Annotated in this window: 19 protein-coding genes and 1 pseudogene; 17 read left to right on the plus strand and 3 right to left on the minus strand. The window is 61.8% G+C overall.

Annotated features, from left to right (window positions below):
* The first annotated feature begins 8 nt into the window (after positions 1-8).
* The 4 genes and pseudogenes from B0W55_RS16405 (at position 9) to B0W55_RS16415 (ending at position 2,812) form a co-directional block, all read left to right on the plus strand.
* Positions 9-920 carry a LysR family transcriptional regulator gene (locus B0W55_RS16405; RefSeq protein ID WP_077046981.1) on the plus strand — a complete coding sequence of 304 codons (912 nt, stop codon included), beginning with the start codon at positions 9-11 and terminating at the stop codon, positions 918-920.
* A gap of 109 nt (positions 921-1,029) precedes the next feature.
* Entirely contained in the window at positions 1,030-1,404 is a 375-nt protein-coding gene (locus B0W55_RS16410) for a VOC family protein (RefSeq protein WP_077046982.1), read from the plus strand.
* Between the two features lie 17 nt (positions 1,405-1,421).
* Positions 1,422-1,499: pseudogene (locus B0W55_RS31605) on the plus strand (outer membrane lipoprotein carrier protein LolA); the annotation flags it as partial.
* A gap of 275 nt (positions 1,500-1,774) precedes the next feature.
* Positions 1,775-2,812, plus strand: coding sequence for a sensor domain-containing diguanylate cyclase (locus tag B0W55_RS16415; RefSeq protein ID WP_077046983.1), 1,038 nt, complete (start codon positions 1,775-1,777; stop codon positions 2,810-2,812).
* A 38-nt stretch (positions 2,813-2,850) separates the two neighbouring features.
* Here B0W55_RS16415 and B0W55_RS16420 read toward each other — a convergent pair whose 3' ends face one another.
* Positions 2,851-4,326 (minus strand): MFS transporter, encoded by a 1,476-nt coding sequence (locus B0W55_RS16420; protein ID WP_077046984.1) that lies wholly within the window; start codon positions 4,324-4,326, stop codon positions 2,851-2,853.
* A 258-nt stretch (positions 4,327-4,584) separates the two neighbouring features.
* On the opposite strand from B0W55_RS16420, the gene B0W55_RS16425 reads away from it, so the two are divergent.
* Positions 4,585-5,019: a VOC family protein gene (locus B0W55_RS16425; RefSeq protein WP_077046985.1), complete on the plus strand. Its 435-nt coding sequence runs from the start codon at positions 4,585-4,587 to the stop codon at positions 5,017-5,019.
* Positions 5,020-5,068: 49 nt separating this feature from the next.
* Here B0W55_RS16425 and B0W55_RS16430 read toward each other — a convergent pair whose 3' ends face one another.
* Positions 5,069-5,818, minus strand: a complete 750-nt coding sequence (locus B0W55_RS16430; RefSeq protein WP_077046986.1) for a haloacid dehalogenase type II — start codon at positions 5,816-5,818, stop codon at positions 5,069-5,071.
* Between the two features lie 80 nt (positions 5,819-5,898).
* A complete protein-coding gene (locus tag B0W55_RS16435; protein WP_077046987.1) occupies positions 5,899-6,642 on the minus strand; it encodes an SDR family oxidoreductase in 744 nt (247 codons plus the stop codon).
* A 113-nt stretch (positions 6,643-6,755) separates the two neighbouring features.
* On the opposite strand from B0W55_RS16435, the gene B0W55_RS16440 reads away from it, so the two are divergent.
* The 12 genes from B0W55_RS16440 (at position 6,756) to B0W55_RS16500 (ending at position 17,491) form a co-directional block, all read left to right on the plus strand.
* Complete coding sequence (locus tag B0W55_RS16440) at positions 6,756-7,685, plus strand: LysR family transcriptional regulator (protein ID WP_077046988.1); 930 nt, start codon at positions 6,756-6,758, stop codon at positions 7,683-7,685.
* A 131-nt stretch (positions 7,686-7,816) separates the two neighbouring features.
* Complete coding sequence (locus B0W55_RS16445; RefSeq protein WP_077046989.1) at positions 7,817-8,839, plus strand: LLM class flavin-dependent oxidoreductase; 1,023 nt, start codon at positions 7,817-7,819, stop codon at positions 8,837-8,839.
* A 22-nt stretch (positions 8,840-8,861) separates the two neighbouring features.
* Positions 8,862-10,220 carry a chromate efflux transporter gene (gene chrA / locus B0W55_RS16450; protein WP_077046990.1) on the plus strand — a complete coding sequence of 453 codons (1,359 nt, stop codon included), beginning with the start codon at positions 8,862-8,864 and terminating at the stop codon, positions 10,218-10,220.
* Between the two features lie 140 nt (positions 10,221-10,360).
* Entirely contained in the window at positions 10,361-10,636 is a 276-nt protein-coding gene (locus B0W55_RS16455; RefSeq protein WP_077046991.1) for a metal/formaldehyde-sensitive transcriptional repressor, read from the plus strand.
* Positions 10,637-10,655: 19 nt separating this feature from the next.
* Positions 10,656-11,573 carry a CDF family Co(II)/Ni(II) efflux transporter DmeF gene (dmeF, locus tag B0W55_RS16460; protein WP_077046992.1) on the plus strand — a complete coding sequence of 306 codons (918 nt, stop codon included), beginning with the start codon at positions 10,656-10,658 and terminating at the stop codon, positions 11,571-11,573.
* 17 nt (positions 11,574-11,590) lie between these two features.
* Positions 11,591-11,956: a hypothetical protein gene (locus B0W55_RS16465; RefSeq protein WP_077046993.1), complete on the plus strand. Its 366-nt coding sequence runs from the start codon at positions 11,591-11,593 to the stop codon at positions 11,954-11,956.
* Positions 11,957-11,958: 2 nt separating this feature from the next.
* Positions 11,959-12,141, plus strand: a complete 183-nt coding sequence (locus tag B0W55_RS16470; RefSeq protein WP_077046994.1) for a DUF1289 domain-containing protein — start codon at positions 11,959-11,961, stop codon at positions 12,139-12,141.
* 802 nt (positions 12,142-12,943) lie between these two features.
* Positions 12,944-13,909 carry an amino acid ABC transporter permease gene (locus B0W55_RS16480; protein ID WP_077046996.1) on the plus strand — a complete coding sequence of 322 codons (966 nt, stop codon included), beginning with the start codon at positions 12,944-12,946 and terminating at the stop codon, positions 13,907-13,909.
* A 15-nt stretch (positions 13,910-13,924) separates the two neighbouring features.
* A complete protein-coding gene (locus tag B0W55_RS16485) occupies positions 13,925-14,695 on the plus strand; it encodes an amino acid ABC transporter ATP-binding protein (RefSeq protein ID WP_077046997.1) in 771 nt (256 codons plus the stop codon).
* A 73-nt stretch (positions 14,696-14,768) separates the two neighbouring features.
* The gene (locus B0W55_RS16490; RefSeq protein WP_077046998.1) at positions 14,769-15,608 is read left to right on the plus strand and encodes a transporter substrate-binding domain-containing protein; all 840 of its coding nucleotides are present in this window, start codon (positions 14,769-14,771) and stop codon (positions 15,606-15,608) included.
* A 78-nt stretch (positions 15,609-15,686) separates the two neighbouring features.
* The gene (locus B0W55_RS16495; RefSeq protein WP_077046999.1) at positions 15,687-16,994 is read left to right on the plus strand and encodes an FAD-binding oxidoreductase; all 1,308 of its coding nucleotides are present in this window, start codon (positions 15,687-15,689) and stop codon (positions 16,992-16,994) included.
* A gap of 26 nt (positions 16,995-17,020) precedes the next feature.
* Entirely contained in the window at positions 17,021-17,491 is a 471-nt protein-coding gene (locus tag B0W55_RS16500) for an Lrp/AsnC family transcriptional regulator (RefSeq protein ID WP_077047000.1), read from the plus strand.
* Positions 17,492-17,541: the final 50 nt, after the last annotated feature.

Raw genomic sequence — 17,541 nt, forward strand, 5'->3', positions numbered from 1 at the left:
GAACAATCATGGATAACCTCGAGGCCATCCGCCTGTTTGTCGAAGCGGCCCAACTGGGCGGGCTCTCGGCTGCCGGACGCAAGCTGGGCCTGTCGCCAGCCGCCGCCAGCGCCCGCCTGCTCAAGCTCGAAGCGTCACTGGCCACTCGCCTGTTCGAGCGCACCACCCGCCAGTTGCGGCTGACCGATGAAGGCCGGATCTATTTGCAGCATTGCCGCCAGGCATTGCAGGCGCTGGATGATGCCCGGGCGGCGCTGTCGGCAGAAAAGAAGGAAATTCGCGGCAAGATCCGGATCTCCGCCACCTCGGACTTCGGTCGCCACGTGCTCAATGCCTGGCTCGATGAGTTCACCGTTCTCTATCCCCAGGTTGTGCCGGCGCTGCTGTTGTCCGACTCGCTGTCGCACCTGATCGCCGACGAGGTCGACCTGGTGATCCGCTTCGGTGTACCGCCTGACAGCTCGCTGATCGCCCGTCCCCTGGCGGCCAATCGCCGGGTACTGTGCGCCGCACCCAGCTATCTGCAACGCCGGGGCACGCCCGAGCATCCGCAGCAGTTGGTCGAGTTCGATCACATTGTCGCCGGCCAGTCAGGGTGGTCCAGCGAATGGCACCTGCACCGCGGGGAGGAAACGCTGTTGTTCAAGGTGCCGCTGGAGGCTGCGCGCGAGACCAATGACGGCGCGTTGGCCCGGCAATGGGCGATCGATGGCCACGGCATCGTGCTCAAGTCGATCTGGGACGTGAGCGCCGACCTGGCGGCGGGACGCTTGAGCCTGGTGCTGCCGGGTTGGCAATCGGTCGAAGCGCCCGTGCATGCGCTCTACCCCCGCAGCCGCTACCTGGCACCACGGGTACGCGCCTTGCTGGATTTTTTGCGTGACCGGTTCGAGCAAGCCTCCAGGGAAATGGCCTTGTGATTTCGATATTTCCAAATCGTTTGATAATCCATCAAACGCCGGGCGAATGTTCAAATGCCTGCCTGCCCGGCACACTACGATGACTTCATTGGCATCACAGGGGATCTTCATGCAACTGGATCACGCAAACATCGTCGTCCCGGATCTCGAGCAAACCGTCGGTTTTTTTACAGAGGTGCTGGGATTGGAAAATGGCCACCGCCCGGGGTTTCGGCTGCCGGGTGCGTGGCTTTACAGCCAGGGCCGGCCGCTGATTCATCTCAGCCAGGGCACGGGCGAATCACCCGCAGGAACAGTGTCGCCACGCATCGACCACATCGCCTTGCGCGTCGCCGACCTCGACGAGTGGAACGCTCTGCTCGACCGCCTCGAGGCACACGGCATCCACTACCGAATCCATACGCCCGACGACGGCAGCGACTACCAGCTCTGGGTGTCACCGGCCGCAGGCATCACCGTCGAAATGATCGTCACCCCCCTGTAGGAGCGAGCCAGCTCGCGATGGTCGTCAACGATAACGCTGGAAACCAGACACACCGCGGCGCTCTCCGGTTTTTCGCGAGCAAGCTCGCGCCTACAGGGGGAGCGGCGTTCTCGGCACATAAACTGTAGGAGCGAGCTTGCTCGCGATGGTCGTCAACGATAACGCTGGAAACCAGACACACCGCGGCGCTCTCTGGTTTTTCGCGAGCAAGCTCGCGCCTGCAAGGAAAGCTGCATCCCCTTATGTGTGGCAGGAGTCCTCCAGACTCGCCTCCCGCAACCTTACTATGCTTAGATGGCCCCAGCGTTTTCAGAGAATGACATGTCCTCATCTTGACAGCCGCTGCCTGTCATCAAAAGAAGGAAGTCCCATGCCCGCTTGTCCCCTACCCACCGACGAAACACTTCGCCAGAGCACACTGGAAGAGATGGACCTGCTTGATACGCCGGCCGAGCATTATCTCGATACGCTGGTAAAGCTGACGCAGCAACTGGCGCAGGTGGACACCGTACTGATCAGCCTGATCGATCAGGACCGTCAGTGGTTCAAGGCCCGTATCGGTCTGGACGCCAGCGAAACCCCGCGCAACGTGTCCTTCTGTGGCTACGCCATTCTCGGTGAAGGCACGTTATTGGTACCCGATGCCACGCACGACCCGCGCTTCGTCGACAACCCGCTGGTACTCAACGCGCCCTACATCCGTTTTTACGCCGGGCACCCGCTGCGCGCCGGCAATGGCAAAGCCATTGGAACCTTGTGCATGTTCGATCCTCGCCCGCGCGTATTGAGTGAAACGCAGCAAACCAATTTCAGAGACCTGGCCACCCTGGCAGAGGGCTATTTGCAACTGCGCAGTCTGATCCAGAACAACCGTGATTTGCGCGTAAAAATGGACCGCGAGCAACGCAAGGCCATGCTCGACCCCTTGACTCAGTTGTGGAACCGCGGCGGTTTGATCGCTTTCCAGGACCATGAAAGACGGCTGGCACAACAGAGCAGCCTGCGCCTGGGGGCGATCTATGCGGACCTTGACCACTTTAAAGCGATCAATGACAACTACGGCCATGCCGGTGGCGATCAGGTGCTCTGCGAATGCGCCCGCCGCCTGCGCGCGGCGCTGCGCCCGGATGATCTGGTGGTCCGCCAGGGCGGTGAAGAATTCGTTGCCCTGATCAGGGTAAAAGACAGCGAAGAACTGGAGAAAATTGCCGAACGTGTCCGCCAAATGATCGGCAGCGAACCGATGCAATTGTCCGCCGGCCCATTGCGGGTCAGCCTGAGCATCGGCTGCACCCTGCTGACCGATGACGAGCAGATCGACCAGGCATTGGAACGCGCCGACACCGGGCTCTATACCGCCAAGCAGACCGGACGCAATCGAGTGATCTACGTGCCACCGGTTGCCTGACTATTGTCTTCGGGTTTTCGCCACCCTTCCCGACGACCTCAGCCGGGGCCACTCCAAGGCCCCGCCTGCGACAACGGCCTGGCCACCTCCTCCAGCGCCCGACGCTCCGCCGCCACGCCCCAAACCGCCTGCACCACCGCCGCCACCCACATCAGTGCAGCGCCAATCAGATAACCGATCATCAAACTGCTGCGCTCTTGGGTCTGGATCAGCTCGCCAAACAGCATCGGCCCGATGATGCCGCCCAGGCCGGTGCCGAACGCGTAGAACACGGCGATGGCCAGGGCGCGGATTTCCAGCGGGAAGGTTTCCGCCACGGTCAGGTAGGCAGAGCTGGCCGCGGCCGAAGCGAAAAAGAAGATCACCATCCATGCCGCGGCTTGTTGGGTGACGTCCAGCCAGCCGCGCAGGAAGGCGTAGCCACTGAGGGCCAGCAATATGCCGGACATCGCGTAGGTGAAGCTGATCATCACGCGGCGGCCGATCACGTCGAACAGGCGACCCAGCAGCAGCGGCCCGCAGAAATTGCCCAGGGCCAGGGGCAGTACGTACCAGCCGACACGCTCGGCAGGCACCTGGTAAAAATCGGTGAGCACCAGCGCGTAGGTGAAGAAGATCGCGTTATAGAAGAACGCCTGGGCGGTCAGCAGGGTCAGCCCCACCAGCGCGCGCCGGCGCAAGCGAATGAACAGGGTCTCAAAGATCTCCGCCAGCGGCGTGTGGTCCCGCGTATGCAGGCGCAGGGGCTTGCTGGTGATGACGGGCAGTTCATGGCCCTGTTCACGCAGGCGCGCCTCGATGCCTTCGACGATCTGTCGTGCTTGCTCGTGTCGACCATGGATCAGCAGCCAGCGCGGGCTCTCCGGCAGCCACAGGCGCATCACCAGGATCAACAGGCCCAGCGCCGCACCGATGCCGAAGCACAGGCGCCAGCCCAAGTCGCCGCCGACCACCTGCGGGTCGAGCAGCACGATCGCCCCACCGGCGCCAAGGGCTGCGCCCAGCCAGAACGTGCCGTTGATGGTCAGGTCGACCCAACCGCGATAGCGCACCGGGGTGAACTCCTGGATGGTCGAGTTGATCGCCGTGTACTCACCGCCGATGCCCATGCCGGTGAGGAAACGGAACAACAGGAAACTTTCCAAGTTGAAGGAGAACGCCGTGGCCCCCGTGGCGCCGACATACAACCACAACGTGATGAAGAACAACTTGCGCCGCCCCAAGCGGTCGGTCAGCCAGCCAAACAGCAGCGCCCCGAACACCGCGCCGGCGATGTAGACGCCGCCCGCCAGGCCGATATCGAAGTTGCTCATGCGCAGGTCAGGGCTGTCTTTCAGCGCGCCGGACACCGAGCCGGCCAGAGTCACTTCCAGGCCGTCGAGCAGCCAGGTGATGCCGAGCGCGAACACCAGCAAGGTGTGAAATCGGCTCCACGGCAAGCGGTCCAGGCGTGCGGGCAGATCGGTTTCGTATATCGTTCCGAGTTCGCGGCCAGGCGGCTGTAGATGAGTCATCGCTGCTTCGTAGTCGTGTGCAGTGGCGTTTGAATTATGAGTTGGCCGCTTGATCGGGAGTTCAACATTGCGATGAAGGATTGCACGCCTTCCAAGCCGCGCGCACCGTCCGGAGTATTATCAGAAGGCCCTGTCAATCAATGACTGTTACGGGGGATCGTAACCGTAGTCCCCCGCGATAGTGGCGCCAATGCCTGTTGTTTGCGTTGGCACCTGCACCTTCAAAAAAACCGACACTGTCTGAAAAGGGATTGCCCCATGACAATCAAACGAATGGACAACATCCTGATCGTTGTCGACGATCTGGAGGCAGTGAAGGCGTTCTTCATCGAGCTGGGCCTCACACTTGAGGGCCAGACCACCGTTGAAGGGCCCTGCGTCGGCCTACTGATCGGATTGGCAGACGTGCGGTGCACCATCGCCATGCTGCGCACCCCCGATGGCCAGGGCATCGAACTGGACAAATTCCACACACCAGACGCCGTCCGGTTCGGGCCGGTGGAGGCGCCGGTGAACACCTTGGGTCTGCGCCGCATCATGTTTGCCGTCGAGGGCATCGATACGGTCGTGGCGCGGATGCAGGCCCATGGTGCGGAGCTGATTGGCCAGATGCATTACGAGACGTCCTACCGGCTCGCGTATATTCGCGGACCCGAAGGTCTCATCGTCGGGCTTGCCGAGCAGCTCGGTTAGCCTGCGGCAAGCGCTGCCCAGGACCTGCATCCCGTTGTTTATCAAGGAGCTACACCGTTGTCCGAACACCGCATCCGCCCCCTAGAACCGACGCCAGCTCACTCAGGGAATCGGCCACAACGTCCCAATCCTGCGCGGGCTCCAGATCCGATTGCTGCCCCGGGCCATATTCCGTGGGGCGGCGAATGAATACCGTGCGCAAGCCGCAGGCGCGCGCGGCAGCAAGGTCGTCGTTATGCGCGGCAACCATGGCCACACGGTGCACCGGCAAACCCACCGCATTCGCCGATTTCACGTACACCTCGGGTTGCGGCTTGTAGGCACGGGCGAGCCCGGCACCGGTGATGACTTCCCAGGGCAAGCCGCCGTACCGGGCGAGGTTCATCATGCCGGCGATATGGCCGTTGGAGATGGGGCCGATGGCAAAGCGTTTTTTCAAACGCATGAGGCCCTCGACGGCGTCAGGCCAGGGGTCCAGTTTTTCCCAGGCCGTGCACCAGGCAGCCATGTCCTGTTCTTTGAGACGCCCGAATTCGACGTTGTGCCTGACGAGCAACTGTTCGAGGTTCTCCCGGTTCAGCACGTCGAGCGTCACAAACGGGCGCTGCCCCGAGCGAATGCGTTGCATGGATGGTTGGTACAACGACCGCCATTCATCGGCGAAGGCCAGCGGGTCTATCCGTAAATCGCAGCGCTTCAAAAACGGAGCCGACTCCCGAGCCACACTGGTCCGCCAATCGACCACTGTTCCGAAGACGTCGAACCCGAGAAACCCTACCTCTTCAAATCCGGTGTGCATGCTCACCTTCCTCTGACCTGTTTCAGTGCTGTTCGCGGACGTCAATCCGGCGGACATCCGCGAACAGGGTGGACCTGATACTACGCCGCAAAACCACCGTCGATCAGCAAGTCGCCGCCGGTCACGAACGAGGCTTCAGGACCTGCCAGATAGGCCACCATCGCAGCAATCTCATCGGCCTTGGCGTGACGCCGGATGGCCATCAGGTCATGCAGGCCGGCACCGAAGTCGCTGTGTTCGGGGTTCATGTCGGTATCGACCGGGCCCGGTGCCACGTTGTTGACCGTGATGCCCCGCGGCCCCAGGTCGCGGGCCATGCCTTTGACCAGACCGATCAGCGCCGATTTGCTCATCGCGTAAGTCGCGCCGCCGGCAAATGGCATGCGTTGGCCGTTGGTGCTGCCGATGTTGATGATGCGCCCGCCCTCTTTCATATGCCTGGCCGCCGCCTGCGACGCCACGAATACCGAGCGCACATTGACCGCCAGGGTGTGATCGAAATTTTCCAGCGAATAGTCTTCAAGGGCGCCGACGATCAGCACACCGGCGCTGTTGACCAGGATGTCCAGGCGGCCGAATCGCTCGGCGACGCTGTCGATGGCCTGGGTCAACGCCTTGGCGTCGGCGGCGTCGGCTTTGATCGCGATGGCCTTGCCGACCGTGGCCTGGATTTCTTCGGCCAGCGCCTGGGCAGCGGTGGCCGATGCGAAGTAGCCAATGGCGACCGTTGCGCCTTCACGGGCCAGGCGCCGTGCAGTGGCGGCGCCGATGCCCCGGGAGCCGCCGTTGATGAATGCGACTTTGCCGTTCAATGGAGTACTCATGATGCTCACCTTTTGGTTTGGGTAGTGGGTGAGCACATCATCGACATCGCCACTTGATCTCGGTAGTCGCAAACTTTAGTGTTCAGTTTCAACCATTGGTATCAGATGCCACCATGCTCAACGAACTCAGCAGCTATCTGGATGCCTTCATATCCGCCGCGGACGAAGGCAGTTTTTCGGCCGCCGCGCGGCGCATGGGCCAGACACCGGCCGCCATCAGCAAAAGCGTCGGCCAGTTGGAAGCACGGCTGGGCGTGCGCCTGTTCCAGCGCAGCACCCGTCGCCTGGCCCTGACTTCCGATGGCGAGCGTTTGTACGGCCAGGTGCGGCTGCCCTGGGGCGAGATCGGCGATGCCCTGGCCGATCTGCGCCAGGGTGCAGGCAAACCGGCGGGCACCCTGAAGGTCTCGCTGGCGTACACCGTAGGCCGCGAATATTTCGTGCCGATGATGGACGAGTTCGTGCGCCGCTATCCGGACGTAGTGCCCGATCTGCACTTCGATAACCGCCAGGTCGACCTGATCGCCGAGGGCTTCGACGTTGCCATCGGCGGTGGCATCGAGTTGACCGATGCCCTGATCGCCCGTGAACTGGCACGCCTGTGCATCGTGCTGGTCGCCTCGCCGGCCTATCTGAAGGCGCATCCCGCTCCGGCCCATCCGCTGGAACTGGCCCGGCATCGAGGGTTGTTGCGGCGCCTGCTGAGCACCGGACGACTGGCGCCCTGGACCTTGAGGAACACGGCAGGCGAGGAAGTGGTGGCCAGCGTGCGTCCGGTGATGGTGCTCAACGACCCGGAGGCCATCGCCCATGCGGCCGCCAGCGGCATGGGCATCGCCATGCTGCCCCTGCCCCATGCCCTGCCGTTGCTGGAGCGCGGTGAGCTGGTGCGCGTAATGCCCGAGTGGTACGCCGAAGCGACGCCGCTGGCGATCTACTACACAAGCCGCAAGCTCTTGCCTGCCAAAGTGCGAGTGTTCGTGGATTACATCGTCGAAGCGTTCCGCGCCAGCGGCCATGCGGCCCGCTTCCAGCAGGTGTGAAGCGCTCAATGCCCTGTAAGGCGCATTCACAACACCCGGTTGGTTCTGAAACAACGCAATGAGACTACAGTCCGTCATTTGGCCCGAATAAATTGGCGTTATGCTTTTGCCATCCCCTCAGAGAAATCCCCATGAAAAAAATCGGCTTCCTCTCCTTCGGCCACTGGACCCCATCTGCCCATTCACAAACGCGATCGGCCGCCGATGTCCTGCTGCAATCGATCGACCTGGCTGTTGCGGCCGAGGCGCTGGGGGCGGACGGGGCGTTCTTTCGTGTGCACCACTTTGCCCGGCAACTGGCCTCGCCCTTCCCCCTGCTGGCGGCGGTGGGCGCGAAAACCAGGCGGATTGAAATCGGTACCGGGGTCATCGACATGCGCTACGAGAACCCGCACTACATGGTCGAGGATGCCGGCGCGGCGGATCTGATTGCCGGTGGGCGCCTGCAATTGGGCATCAGTCGCGGTTCGGGCGAACAGGTGATGGATGGCTGGCGCCACTTCGGCTACGCGCCGCGTGAGGGTGAGACCCATGCCGACCTGGCACGGCGCCACACCGAAGTGTTTTATGAGTTGTTGCGCGGCCGGGGTTTCGCTCAGCCCAATCCGAGGCCGATGTTCGCCAACCCGCCAGGCTTGCTGCGCCTCGAGCCGCACTCCGAAGGTCTGCGCGACAGAATCTGGTGGGGTTCGGGGTCCGATGCGACTGCGGTCTGGGCGGCGCAAATGGGCATGAACCTTCAGACCTCGACCCTGAAAAATGACGAGAGCGGCCGCCCCCTGCACATCCAGCAGGCTGAACAGATCCGAGTGTTTCGCGAAGCCTGGGCAAAGGCTGGGCATACACGCCAGCCTCGGGTGTCGGTGAGCCGCAGCATATTTGCCATCACCAACGACATGGACCGCATGTACTTTGGTCAAAACAACCAGACCGAGGACACCATCGGCTTTCTCGATGACGACAGCCAGAAGATTTTCGGCCGTAACTACGCAGCAGAACCCGATGTGCTGATCGAGGAGTTGGCCAAGGATGAGGCCATTGCGGCAGCCGATACCCTGCTGCTGACCGTGCCCAATCAACTGGGTGTGGAGTATTGCGCCCATGTGATCGAGTCCATCCTCAAGCACGTCGCGCCGGCCCTGGGCTGGCGCTAGGGAAATCATGAACCGACACTCAATGAACAAGATAGCCGCCCCAGCCTTTGAACAAGACTGGTCGAGGCCAGTGCCGATCAGTTTGCGCGAGGCGTTCTGGTTCTGGTTGAAGCTGGGCTTTATCAGCTTCGGCGGGCCGGCAGGGCAGATTTCGATCATGCACCAGGAGTTGGTGGAGCGGCGGCGCTGGATCTCGGAACGGCGCTTTCTGCATGCCCTCAACTACTGCATGCTGCTGCCCGGGCCAGAGGCTCAGCAATTGGCGACCTACATCGGTTGGCTGATACATCGAACCTGGGGTGGCGTCATTGCCGGTGCGCTGTTCGTGCTGCCCTCGCTGTTTATCCTGATTGCGCTGTCGTGGATGTACATCGCTTTTGGCGAAGTGCCCGTGGTGGCCGGGCTTTTCTATGGCATCAAGCCCGCCGTGACGGCCATCGTGGTGCAGGCGGCCCATCGCATCGGCTCACGGGCCCTGAAGAACAATTGGCTGTGGGCGATCGCGGCCGCGTCATTCACGGCGATCTTCGCCTTCAATGCGCCCTTCCCGCTGATCGTGCTGGGCGCGGCTGTGATCGGCTATGTCGGTGGCCGCCTGGCCCCCGAGAAATTCACCAGCGGTGGCCACGGCGCCGCCAGAAAATCCTTTGGCCCGGCCTTGATCGATGACGACACACCGCCCCCGGCGCATGCCCGCTTCAGTGGGCGCAAGCTGGCGTTGCTGTTGCTGGTCGGCGCTGTGTTGTGGGCCTTGCCGATGGCAATCCTCACCGCCGTTTTTGGCTGGCACGGCACCTTAACCCAAATGAGCTGGTTCTTCACCAAAGCCGCCCTGCTGACCTTTGGCGGGGCCTACGCGGTGCTGCCCTATGTCTATCAGGGCGCGGTCGGCCACTACGGCTGGCTGACCCCGACGCAGATGATTGACGGCCTGGCGTTGGGCGAAACCACGCCCGGGCCGTTGATCATGGTGGTGGCCTTCGTCGGTTTTGTCGGGGCCTATGTCCTGCAGGTATTCGGCGCCGACCAGGCGTTTCTGGCAGGTGCCGTGGCCGCTGCGCTGGTGACCTGGTTCACCTTCCTGCCCTCGTTCCTGTTCATCCTCGCCGGCGGCCCGCTGGTGGAGTCGACCCACAACGAACTCAAGTTCACCGCACCGCTTACCGCGATTACGGCGGCGGTGGTCGGCGTGATCCTCAACCTGGCGTGTTTCTTCGGTTATCACGTGCTATGGCCCAACGGCTTCAGTGCCCACCTCGACTGGCCGTCGGCGCTGATTGCCATCGCTGCAGCCATTGCGTTGCTTGGCTTCAAGCGCGGTGTGATCGAGGTGCTGCTGGGGTGTGCGTTGGTGGGGTTGGTGGTGCATTTGCTGCGCTAGTGCGCGCGGGTTTACCGCGGTGCTCGTTCGTTCATCGCTTGCTCCTGCATCATCAGGGAAGGTGTTTCGTCAGACGCTCCTTGCATAGGGGTAGGGGGGTATACCTATGATGCAATATCAACCGTTCAAGGGGCTTCCCTATGGGTCATATCGCAGCAAACAAAGACGATCTCCTCAAACGCGTCAAACGCATCGCCGGGCAAATCCAGGCCGTTGAGCGTGCGCTGGAATCCGATCTCGAGTGCGCAAAAACCTTGCATCTGGTGGCGGCCACCCGCGGTGCCATCAATGGTTTGATGGAAGAAATCATCGAGGATCACGCCCGCGAGCATGTGGCGAATCCCGCGCTGAGCGAAGCGCAACGCAACAAGGGCGTCGAGGAGCTTCTCGAAGCCATCCGCCGCTATTCCAAATGAAGTCCACAGGTATCGCGTCATGAGCAGCTCACCCATCAATTACGTACACGACCACGTCTTCCTTGGATCGGCCCACGAAGAAAACGCCAGGCGCACCCTGTGGGTGGTGGCACTGACCGTGGTGATGATGGTCGGCGAAATCACCGCCGGCTACATCACAGGTTCCATGGCGCTACTTGCCGATGGCTTCCACATGGCGACCCACGCCGGTGCCCTGGGTATCGCCGCGGCGGCTTACGGATACGCCAAGCGTCATGCCACCAGTGCGCGCTACAGCTTTGGCACGGGCAAGGTTGGCGAACTGGGTGGCTTTGCGTCGGCGCTGATCCTGGGCATGGTGTCCCTGGGCATCGGCGTAGAGTCCGTCATGCGCCTGTTGCAGCCAACCGAGGTTCAGTTCGGCACTGCGACGCTCATTGCCATCGTCGGTTTGATCGTCAACGTTGTCAGCGCACTGCTGCTGGGCCATGGCCACAGCCATGACCACGATCATGACCACCATGACCACGACCATCATGGTCACGACAACAACCTCAAATCCGCCTACGTCCATGTCATCGCGGACGCCTTGACCTCCGTCCTGGCCATCGTGGCCCTGCTGGCTGGCCGCTACCTGGGCTGGGTATGGCTGGACCCTGTGATGGGCATTGTCGGCGCGGTTGTCATCGCGCGCTGGGCATGGCTGTTGATGGGGGCCACCTCGGCTGTACTGCTGGATCAAACCGATGAACACGTCGCCGAGGAAATACGCGAACTGGTTGAAAAATCCGGGGACGCGACCATCACCGACCTGCACGTCTGGCGAGTGGGGCCGCAAGCCCATGCGGCGATCGTCAGCGTCATGGGTCAGGCGTCCGCGAACGCCGACAGCATTCGTGACCGCCTCAAGCCTGTTCATGAAGTCAGCCACCTGACGGTCGAATTTCGCCCTGTCTGACCCCAAAGGAACCCGCCATGCCCCCTGGCAAACGCGAACTCGCGCGCCTCGAGCGCCGCTTGATCACCACCCTGACCGACGCGTGCGAGACCGCCAAACTTGAACTCCAGGGCTTTACCTGGCTCACCCACACCGCTGACCCGAACGCGTTCGCACAAACGCTGAAGGTCACCTGGGTGTTCGAAACCCTGGCCGACAAAAACCTCGCCCAGGCCCATGCCAAAGCTCGGGTGTTCGAGTTGACCGCCACGGCATTGAACGAAGCAGACCTGGCGGTGCAGCCTTCAGACCAAAGCGTACGGTTCGACTCCGAAGAAGAGTGCCAACGCAGCCACGGCGGCGATTGGCAAAAGCGCCTGGCACCGTCGGGCAAGGGTTATTGATCATGGCCAAGGAAATCGAAAACCCATGCATCGCAGTCTGCCAGTTGAGTGGCGACCTGTGCGTGAGCTGCGGACGCAGCAAGGACGACATCAGGAAATGGAAACGCATGAAGCGACCGGAAAAAATGGCCGCCGTGCAGAGGGCGAATGCACGCCTGAAGGGATTGAAGAAATCGCGCGGATAGCCAAGGACACCCCCCCTCCCCTGTAGGCCCGCGAAGAGACCGGCACAGCCAACATCACTGGTGACTGACCCACCGCCTTCGCGAGCAAGCCCGCTCCCACGGTGGATTTGTGACGACCAGAAAATCCACGACCAACCCACAAAAACCTGTGGGAGCGAGCCTGCTCGCGATGAGGCCGGCACAGCCAATATCAAAGTGATTGACCCACCGCCATCGCTGGCAGGCCAGCTCCCACAGTGGTTTTGGGTCCACCAAAAAATCCATGACAAACACAAAACTACTGTGGGAGCGGGCTTGCTCGCGAAGAGGCCGGCACATCCAGCATCTTCGGTGACTGACACTCCGCCATCGCTGGCAAGCCAGCTTCCACAGTGGATTTGGGTCGTTCACAGCATCCATGGCCAACCCAAAACATTGTGGGAGCGGGCTTGCTCGCGAAGAGGTCGGTACATCCAGCATCTTCGGTGACTGACACCCAGCCTTCGCTGGCAAGCCAGCTCCTACAGGATTTGCGCAGGCTCTGTAACGATGACGTGGGCTGTCTGCATGCCCGCGTCGCCCCTATGTTTTTCGCGAGCATGCTCGCTCCTACAGTTGACTGCGTTCCATTGTAGGAGCCGCTCAGTCGCAACTCGCCTTCGAACGACATCTGCCAGCCGATCCTTGCATATGTATGGATCGCACCCCCTCATCTGCCCGCATAAACCGAACATCCCGGCATTTCGCGGGCTGCCGCCCGGCATTTCGTCAACCCATAATGAACTCACAACAATAACGGGGCTCCCCCTGAGGCACGCACGCCATGTTCAAAGACCATATCGTCAAGGCTCGTATGACCGACAGCGCCATCTTCATGGGCGCGATGGCGGTGGTGATTTTCATCATCACGCTGGTCTGCGGGGTGGGTGAAGGCCGTCTTTCCAACTTGATGGGGCCCATCGTCCTTGACCTCAAATCGCCCCTGGCGCGTGATATCGCGGTGGGCGGCACGTTCACCATTACGGTGGTCCTGAACCTGTTCATCCTTGGCCGGTTCCCATTGCGGGCGCAGATCATTACGGTCTGGTGCGAATTGCTGGTGTTGTTCCTGTTGTTCTTCGACACCTTCAACCTGTCCTACAGCTTCATCGCGACCAAAGTCGGCTTCATGATCACCCAAGGGGTGTTCACCACCGTCTACGTATCGGCGATTTCCATTGCCATTGCGTTTGTCCTGGCCTTGTTGGGCGCCACGGCGCGGCTGTCTTCCAATGGCTTCGCGATTGCCATCGCCAGTTTCTACACCTCGTTTTTCCGCGGCGTGCCGCTGCTGATCCAGATCTACCTCATTTACCTGGGCATTCCGCAACTGGGCTATGTCGTCGGGGCCGTTCCGGCGGGGATCCTGGCGCTCTCGCTGTGCTATGGCGCCTACATGACGGAGATCTTCCGCGCGGGCATCAGCAGCATTTCCCGAGGGCAGTGGGAAGCCTCGCGGGCCATCGGCCTGAACCCCTTTCAAACCATGACCCGGGTGATCCTGCCGCAGTCCATGCGCCTGATCATTCCGCCCACCGGCAACCAGTTCATCTCGATGTTAAAGGACAGTTCGCTGGTGTCGGTGATCGGTGTCTGGGAGCTGATGTTCCTGGCCCGGACCCAGGGCCGCGCCGAGTTCCGCCACCTGGAAATGCTCATCACCGCCGCCGTGCTGTATTGGCTGCTGTCGATCGTGCTGGAAACCGTCCAGGCCCGTCTGGAAAAGCACTTCAACCGCGCCCATCGCTGAAACAGGAGCCCTACGATGAATCAGCCTTCAGCTTCAGCCGCCCCTGCTCCGTATCCCGCCATTTCGATCCAGGCCATGCAAAAGTGGTATGGCGATTTTCACGTGCTCAAGGGCATCGACCTGCACATTGCCAGCGGCGAAATCGTGGTGGTGTGCGGCCCGTCGGGGTCCGGCAAGTCCACCTTGATCCGCTGCCTGAACCTGCTGGAAGACTTCCAGAAAGGCCACGTGTTCATCGACGGCATCGAGTTGACCCGCGATGCCGCCTGCGTGGCCAGCATCCGGCGTCAGGTCGGCATGGTCTTCCAACAGTTCAACCTGTTCCCGCACATGACGGTCCTGGAAAACCTGATGCTCGGCCCGCGCCTGGTGAGCAAGCTGAGCGAATCCAAGGCCCGCGAACTGGCCTGCGAATACCTTGAGCGCGTGCGCATTGGCAACCAGGCAGACAAGTACCCCGGCCAGCTGTCCGGCGGCCAGCAGCAGCGCGTCGCCATCGCCCGCGCCCTGTGCATGCGCCCGCGCATCATGCTGTTCGACGAGCCCACTTCCGCGCTGGACCCGGAGATGGTCAAGGAGGTGCTGGACGTGATGGGCGAGTTGGCGCAGGACGGCATCACCATGGTCTGCGTGACCCACGAGATGGGTTTCGCCCGCCGGGTGGCCGACCGGATCATCTTCATGGATGACGGCTGCATCATCGAGCAAGGCAAACCCAACGCGTTTTTTGACAACCCGCAGCACGAGCGTGCGCGGGAGTTTCTGTCGCAGATTCTCAGCCACTGAGAAGCATCGTCGTACCTTCCGAAGCATCGACAACAACAAGAACAATCGCACTCAAGATACTGGAGGCTTACTCATGATCTCGCTCTCTCGCCTGTTCACCGCAGCCGCTGTCGCCACCGCCGTCACGCTCACCACTGGCGCGGCCTGGGCCGGTTCGACCCTGGACCGTATCCATCAAACCAAAGTGATGAAGGTGGCCACCGCCGCCAATTGGCCGCCGCAATCGTTCCTCGGCCCGGACAACAAACTGCAAGGTTTCGATATCGATGTCGCCAGCGAAATCGGCCGGCGCCTGGGCAGCAAGATCGACTTCGTGACGCCCGAATACGGGATCATCACCGCCGGTCGTTGGTCGAACCGCTGGGACCTGTCGGTCGGCTCCATGACCCCCACCACCGAGCGGGCGCGGGTGCTCGACTTCCCTGCCATCTACTACTACACGCCGTACGTGTTCGCCGTGCACAAGGATGCGGCCGGGACCAAGCCGTCGGACCTCAACGGCAAGATCATCGGGGTCGAAGCGGGCACCACGTCGGAAGACTACATAAACCGTCGGCTGAAAATCGACGCCGCGGATGTGCCGCCCTTTACCTACGACGTCACCCCCGGCGAAGTCCAGACCTATGGCGACAGCATGGGCCCGCTGGATGACTTGCGCATGGGCAACGGGGTCCGGCTCAACGCCACCCTGTCCGCGCTGCCGACCATCGTGGCGGCGGTCAAGAACGGCTACCCTATCGTCAGAGTCGAAGGCAAACCGGCGTACTACGAACCCCTGGCCATCGCCGTGGACAAGGGTGATGAAGCGTTCAACAGCGCGCTTACCAAGATCGTCGCCGACATGAAAGCCGACGGCACGCTCAAGCAACTCTCTGAAAAATGGTACGGCGCCGACCTCACCCAAGTGCAGTAAACCTCCCCTGCAACGCAGGCGCCCGTCCTCGACGCGGCGTCCTGCCCGCCTGCGCCGCGAAAAAGGACTACGGACTTCATGTACAGCTATAACAACAACTACTACACCGCCACGATGCGCGAGACGACCCTGCGCGCGGCGTTGTCAGGCAACGTCCAGGCCGATGTCTGCATCATCGGCGCGGGGCTCGCGGGGCTGAGCACGGCCCGGGAGCTACTGTGCCGAGGCCGGTCCGTGGTGCTGCTCGACGCGGGCCGGGTTGCCTGGGGCGCGTCCGGGCGCAACGGCGGTTTTGTGCTGCAAGGCTGGTCCGAGGGCTTGTCCGCCATCGAGCGCCGCTGCGGCAAACCGACCGCTGCCGCACTGTTCAGACTGTCGCTGGAGGGGGTCGATATCGTTCGGGATACGATCGCCCGTCATCAACTGCCGGGCTGCGCGCCCACCCCTGGAAAATTGAGTGTCGTTCGTTATGAGGACGGCGATAACCTCCAGCGCCTGCGGGACAAAATGGCCACGGATTTCGACTTTCATCTGGAGTACCTGGACCGCCAGGCCGTGCGTGAAAAGCTGAAGACCGACCGGTATTTCCAGGCCCTGCGGGACAACCATGGTTTCCATTTCCACCCGCTGAATTATTGCCTCGGCCTGGCCGGGCTGATCGAAGGCAGTGGCGGCATCATTCATGAACAGTCGCCGATGGTCCGGGTCGAGAGTCGGGATGGTCGGCACCGTGTACTCACTGAACACGGCAGTGTCGATTGCTCCACCGTGGTGTATTGCTGCGGCGGCTACGGCGGCCGTGAGTTCGGCAAATTGCGCCGGGCCTTTCTGCCGATCGCGACCTATGCGGTGCTGACTGAACGCCTGGGCGGGCGTCTGGCCGGTTCGGTAGGCACCACCGATGCCGTGGGCGATAATCGCCGGGCCTCGGACTATTACCGCGTCGTCGACGGTGACCGTCTGCTGTGGGGTGGCCGCATCACCACCCGCAACCTGCAGGACGAAAAACGCCTCGGGCAGTTGCTGACCGAAGACATTCTCGACGTGTATCCGCAATTGCGCGGCATCAAGATCGACAAAGCCTGGTCGGGGCTGATGGGTTACGCGCGGCACAAGATGCCGCACATCGGCCCGTTGGGTAAGGGGTTGTGGACGTGTACATCATTTGGCGGCCATGGTATGAACACCGCGCCGATTGGCGGGCGCGTGATCGCCGAAGCGATCTGCGGCGAAACCGATCGCTACCGTCTGTTCGATGCCTATGGCCTGGAATGGAACGGTGGCCCCTTGGGCCCGGCGGCGGCCCAAACGGTGTATGCGGGGCTTAAGATGATGGACATGTTCCAGGAAACCCGCTCGCAACGCCGGGCCACCCATAAAAACTGAACCCGTGTGAGGTCAAGCAAGTGTCCATGGATGTGCACAATCGCGGTCCGTTATTCAACCTGACCGACAAGGACAGGCAGTTGCTTGGCCTGTTGCAGGCCAACGCCCGCGAACCCACTGCGTCCCTGGCGCGCAAACTCGGGGTGTCACGCTCATCGGTACAAGAGCGGATCACCCGCCTGGAAAACGCCGGGGTCATCACCGGCTACAGCGTGCGCATCGACCAGGACCGGCTGCAGCAGACCATCAACTGCTTCACCATGACCTCCTGCACCAACAAGAGCTACACCGACGTCATGACCGCACTGCGCAAGATGGAAGCGGTGCAGGCGGTGTATGCCGTCTCGGGCGAGTCCGACTTCATCATCCACCTCTGCACCTCGACCCTGAGCGAACTCAACGCCGAACTCACCCGGATCAACATGATAAAAGGCGTGGCACACACCGCGTCCCATATCGTGATGGAAACCAAGTTCAGCCGAAAACTGACCGTCTGAATCCTGTAGGAGCGAGCTCGCTCGCGATGGTCGTCAACGATAACGCGCGC

The sequence above is a fragment of the Pseudomonas sp. KK4 genome, from assembly GCF_001984065.1.
GTDB lineage: Bacteria > Pseudomonadota > Gammaproteobacteria > Pseudomonadales > Pseudomonadaceae > Aquipseudomonas.

Bases quoted from the DNA above. Each gene is read 5' to 3' on its own strand.
- B0W55_RS16440 (WP_077046988.1), top strand. From the start codon at position 6,756: ATGCTCAACGAACTCAGCAGCTATCTGGATGCCTTCATATCCGCCGCG.
- B0W55_RS16410 (WP_077046982.1), top strand. From the start codon at position 1,030: ATGCAACTGGATCACGCAAACATCGTCGTCCCGGATCTCGAGCAAACC.
- B0W55_RS16495 (WP_077046999.1), top strand. From the start codon at position 15,687: ATGTACAGCTATAACAACAACTACTACACCGCCACGATGCGCGAGACG.
- dmeF (WP_077046992.1), top strand. From the start codon at position 10,656: ATGAGCAGCTCACCCATCAATTACGTACACGACCACGTCTTCCTTGGA.
- B0W55_RS16490 (WP_077046998.1), top strand. From the start codon at position 14,769: ATGATCTCGCTCTCTCGCCTGTTCACCGCAGCCGCTGTCGCCACCGCC.
- B0W55_RS16425 (WP_077046985.1), top strand. From the start codon at position 4,585: ATGACAATCAAACGAATGGACAACATCCTGATCGTTGTCGACGATCTG.
- B0W55_RS16465 (WP_077046993.1), top strand. From the start codon at position 11,591: ATGCCCCCTGGCAAACGCGAACTCGCGCGCCTCGAGCGCCGCTTGATC.
- B0W55_RS16445 (WP_077046989.1), top strand. From the start codon at position 7,817: ATGAAAAAAATCGGCTTCCTCTCCTTCGGCCACTGGACCCCATCTGCC.
- B0W55_RS16455 (WP_077046991.1), top strand. From the start codon at position 10,361: ATGGGTCATATCGCAGCAAACAAAGACGATCTCCTCAAACGCGTCAAA.
- B0W55_RS16485 (WP_077046997.1), top strand. From the start codon at position 13,925: ATGAATCAGCCTTCAGCTTCAGCCGCCCCTGCTCCGTATCCCGCCATT.
- B0W55_RS16405 (WP_077046981.1), top strand. From the start codon at position 9: ATGGATAACCTCGAGGCCATCCGCCTGTTTGTCGAAGCGGCCCAACTG.
- B0W55_RS16480 (WP_077046996.1), top strand. From the start codon at position 12,944: ATGTTCAAAGACCATATCGTCAAGGCTCGTATGACCGACAGCGCCATC.
- B0W55_RS16470 (WP_077046994.1), top strand. From the start codon at position 11,959: ATGGCCAAGGAAATCGAAAACCCATGCATCGCAGTCTGCCAGTTGAGT.
- chrA (WP_077046990.1), top strand. From the start codon at position 8,862: ATGAACAAGATAGCCGCCCCAGCCTTTGAACAAGACTGGTCGAGGCCA.
- B0W55_RS16430 (WP_077046986.1), bottom strand. From the start codon at position 5,818: ATGCACACCGGATTTGAAGAGGTAGGGTTTCTCGGGTTCGACGTCTTC.
- B0W55_RS16435 (WP_077046987.1), bottom strand. From the start codon at position 6,642: ATGAGTACTCCATTGAACGGCAAAGTCGCATTCATCAACGGCGGCTCC.
- B0W55_RS16500 (WP_077047000.1), top strand. From the start codon at position 17,021: ATGGATGTGCACAATCGCGGTCCGTTATTCAACCTGACCGACAAGGAC.
- B0W55_RS16420 (WP_077046984.1), bottom strand. From the start codon at position 4,326: ATGACTCATCTACAGCCGCCTGGCCGCGAACTCGGAACGATATACGAA.
- B0W55_RS16415 (WP_077046983.1), top strand. From the start codon at position 1,775: ATGCCCGCTTGTCCCCTACCCACCGACGAAACACTTCGCCAGAGCACA.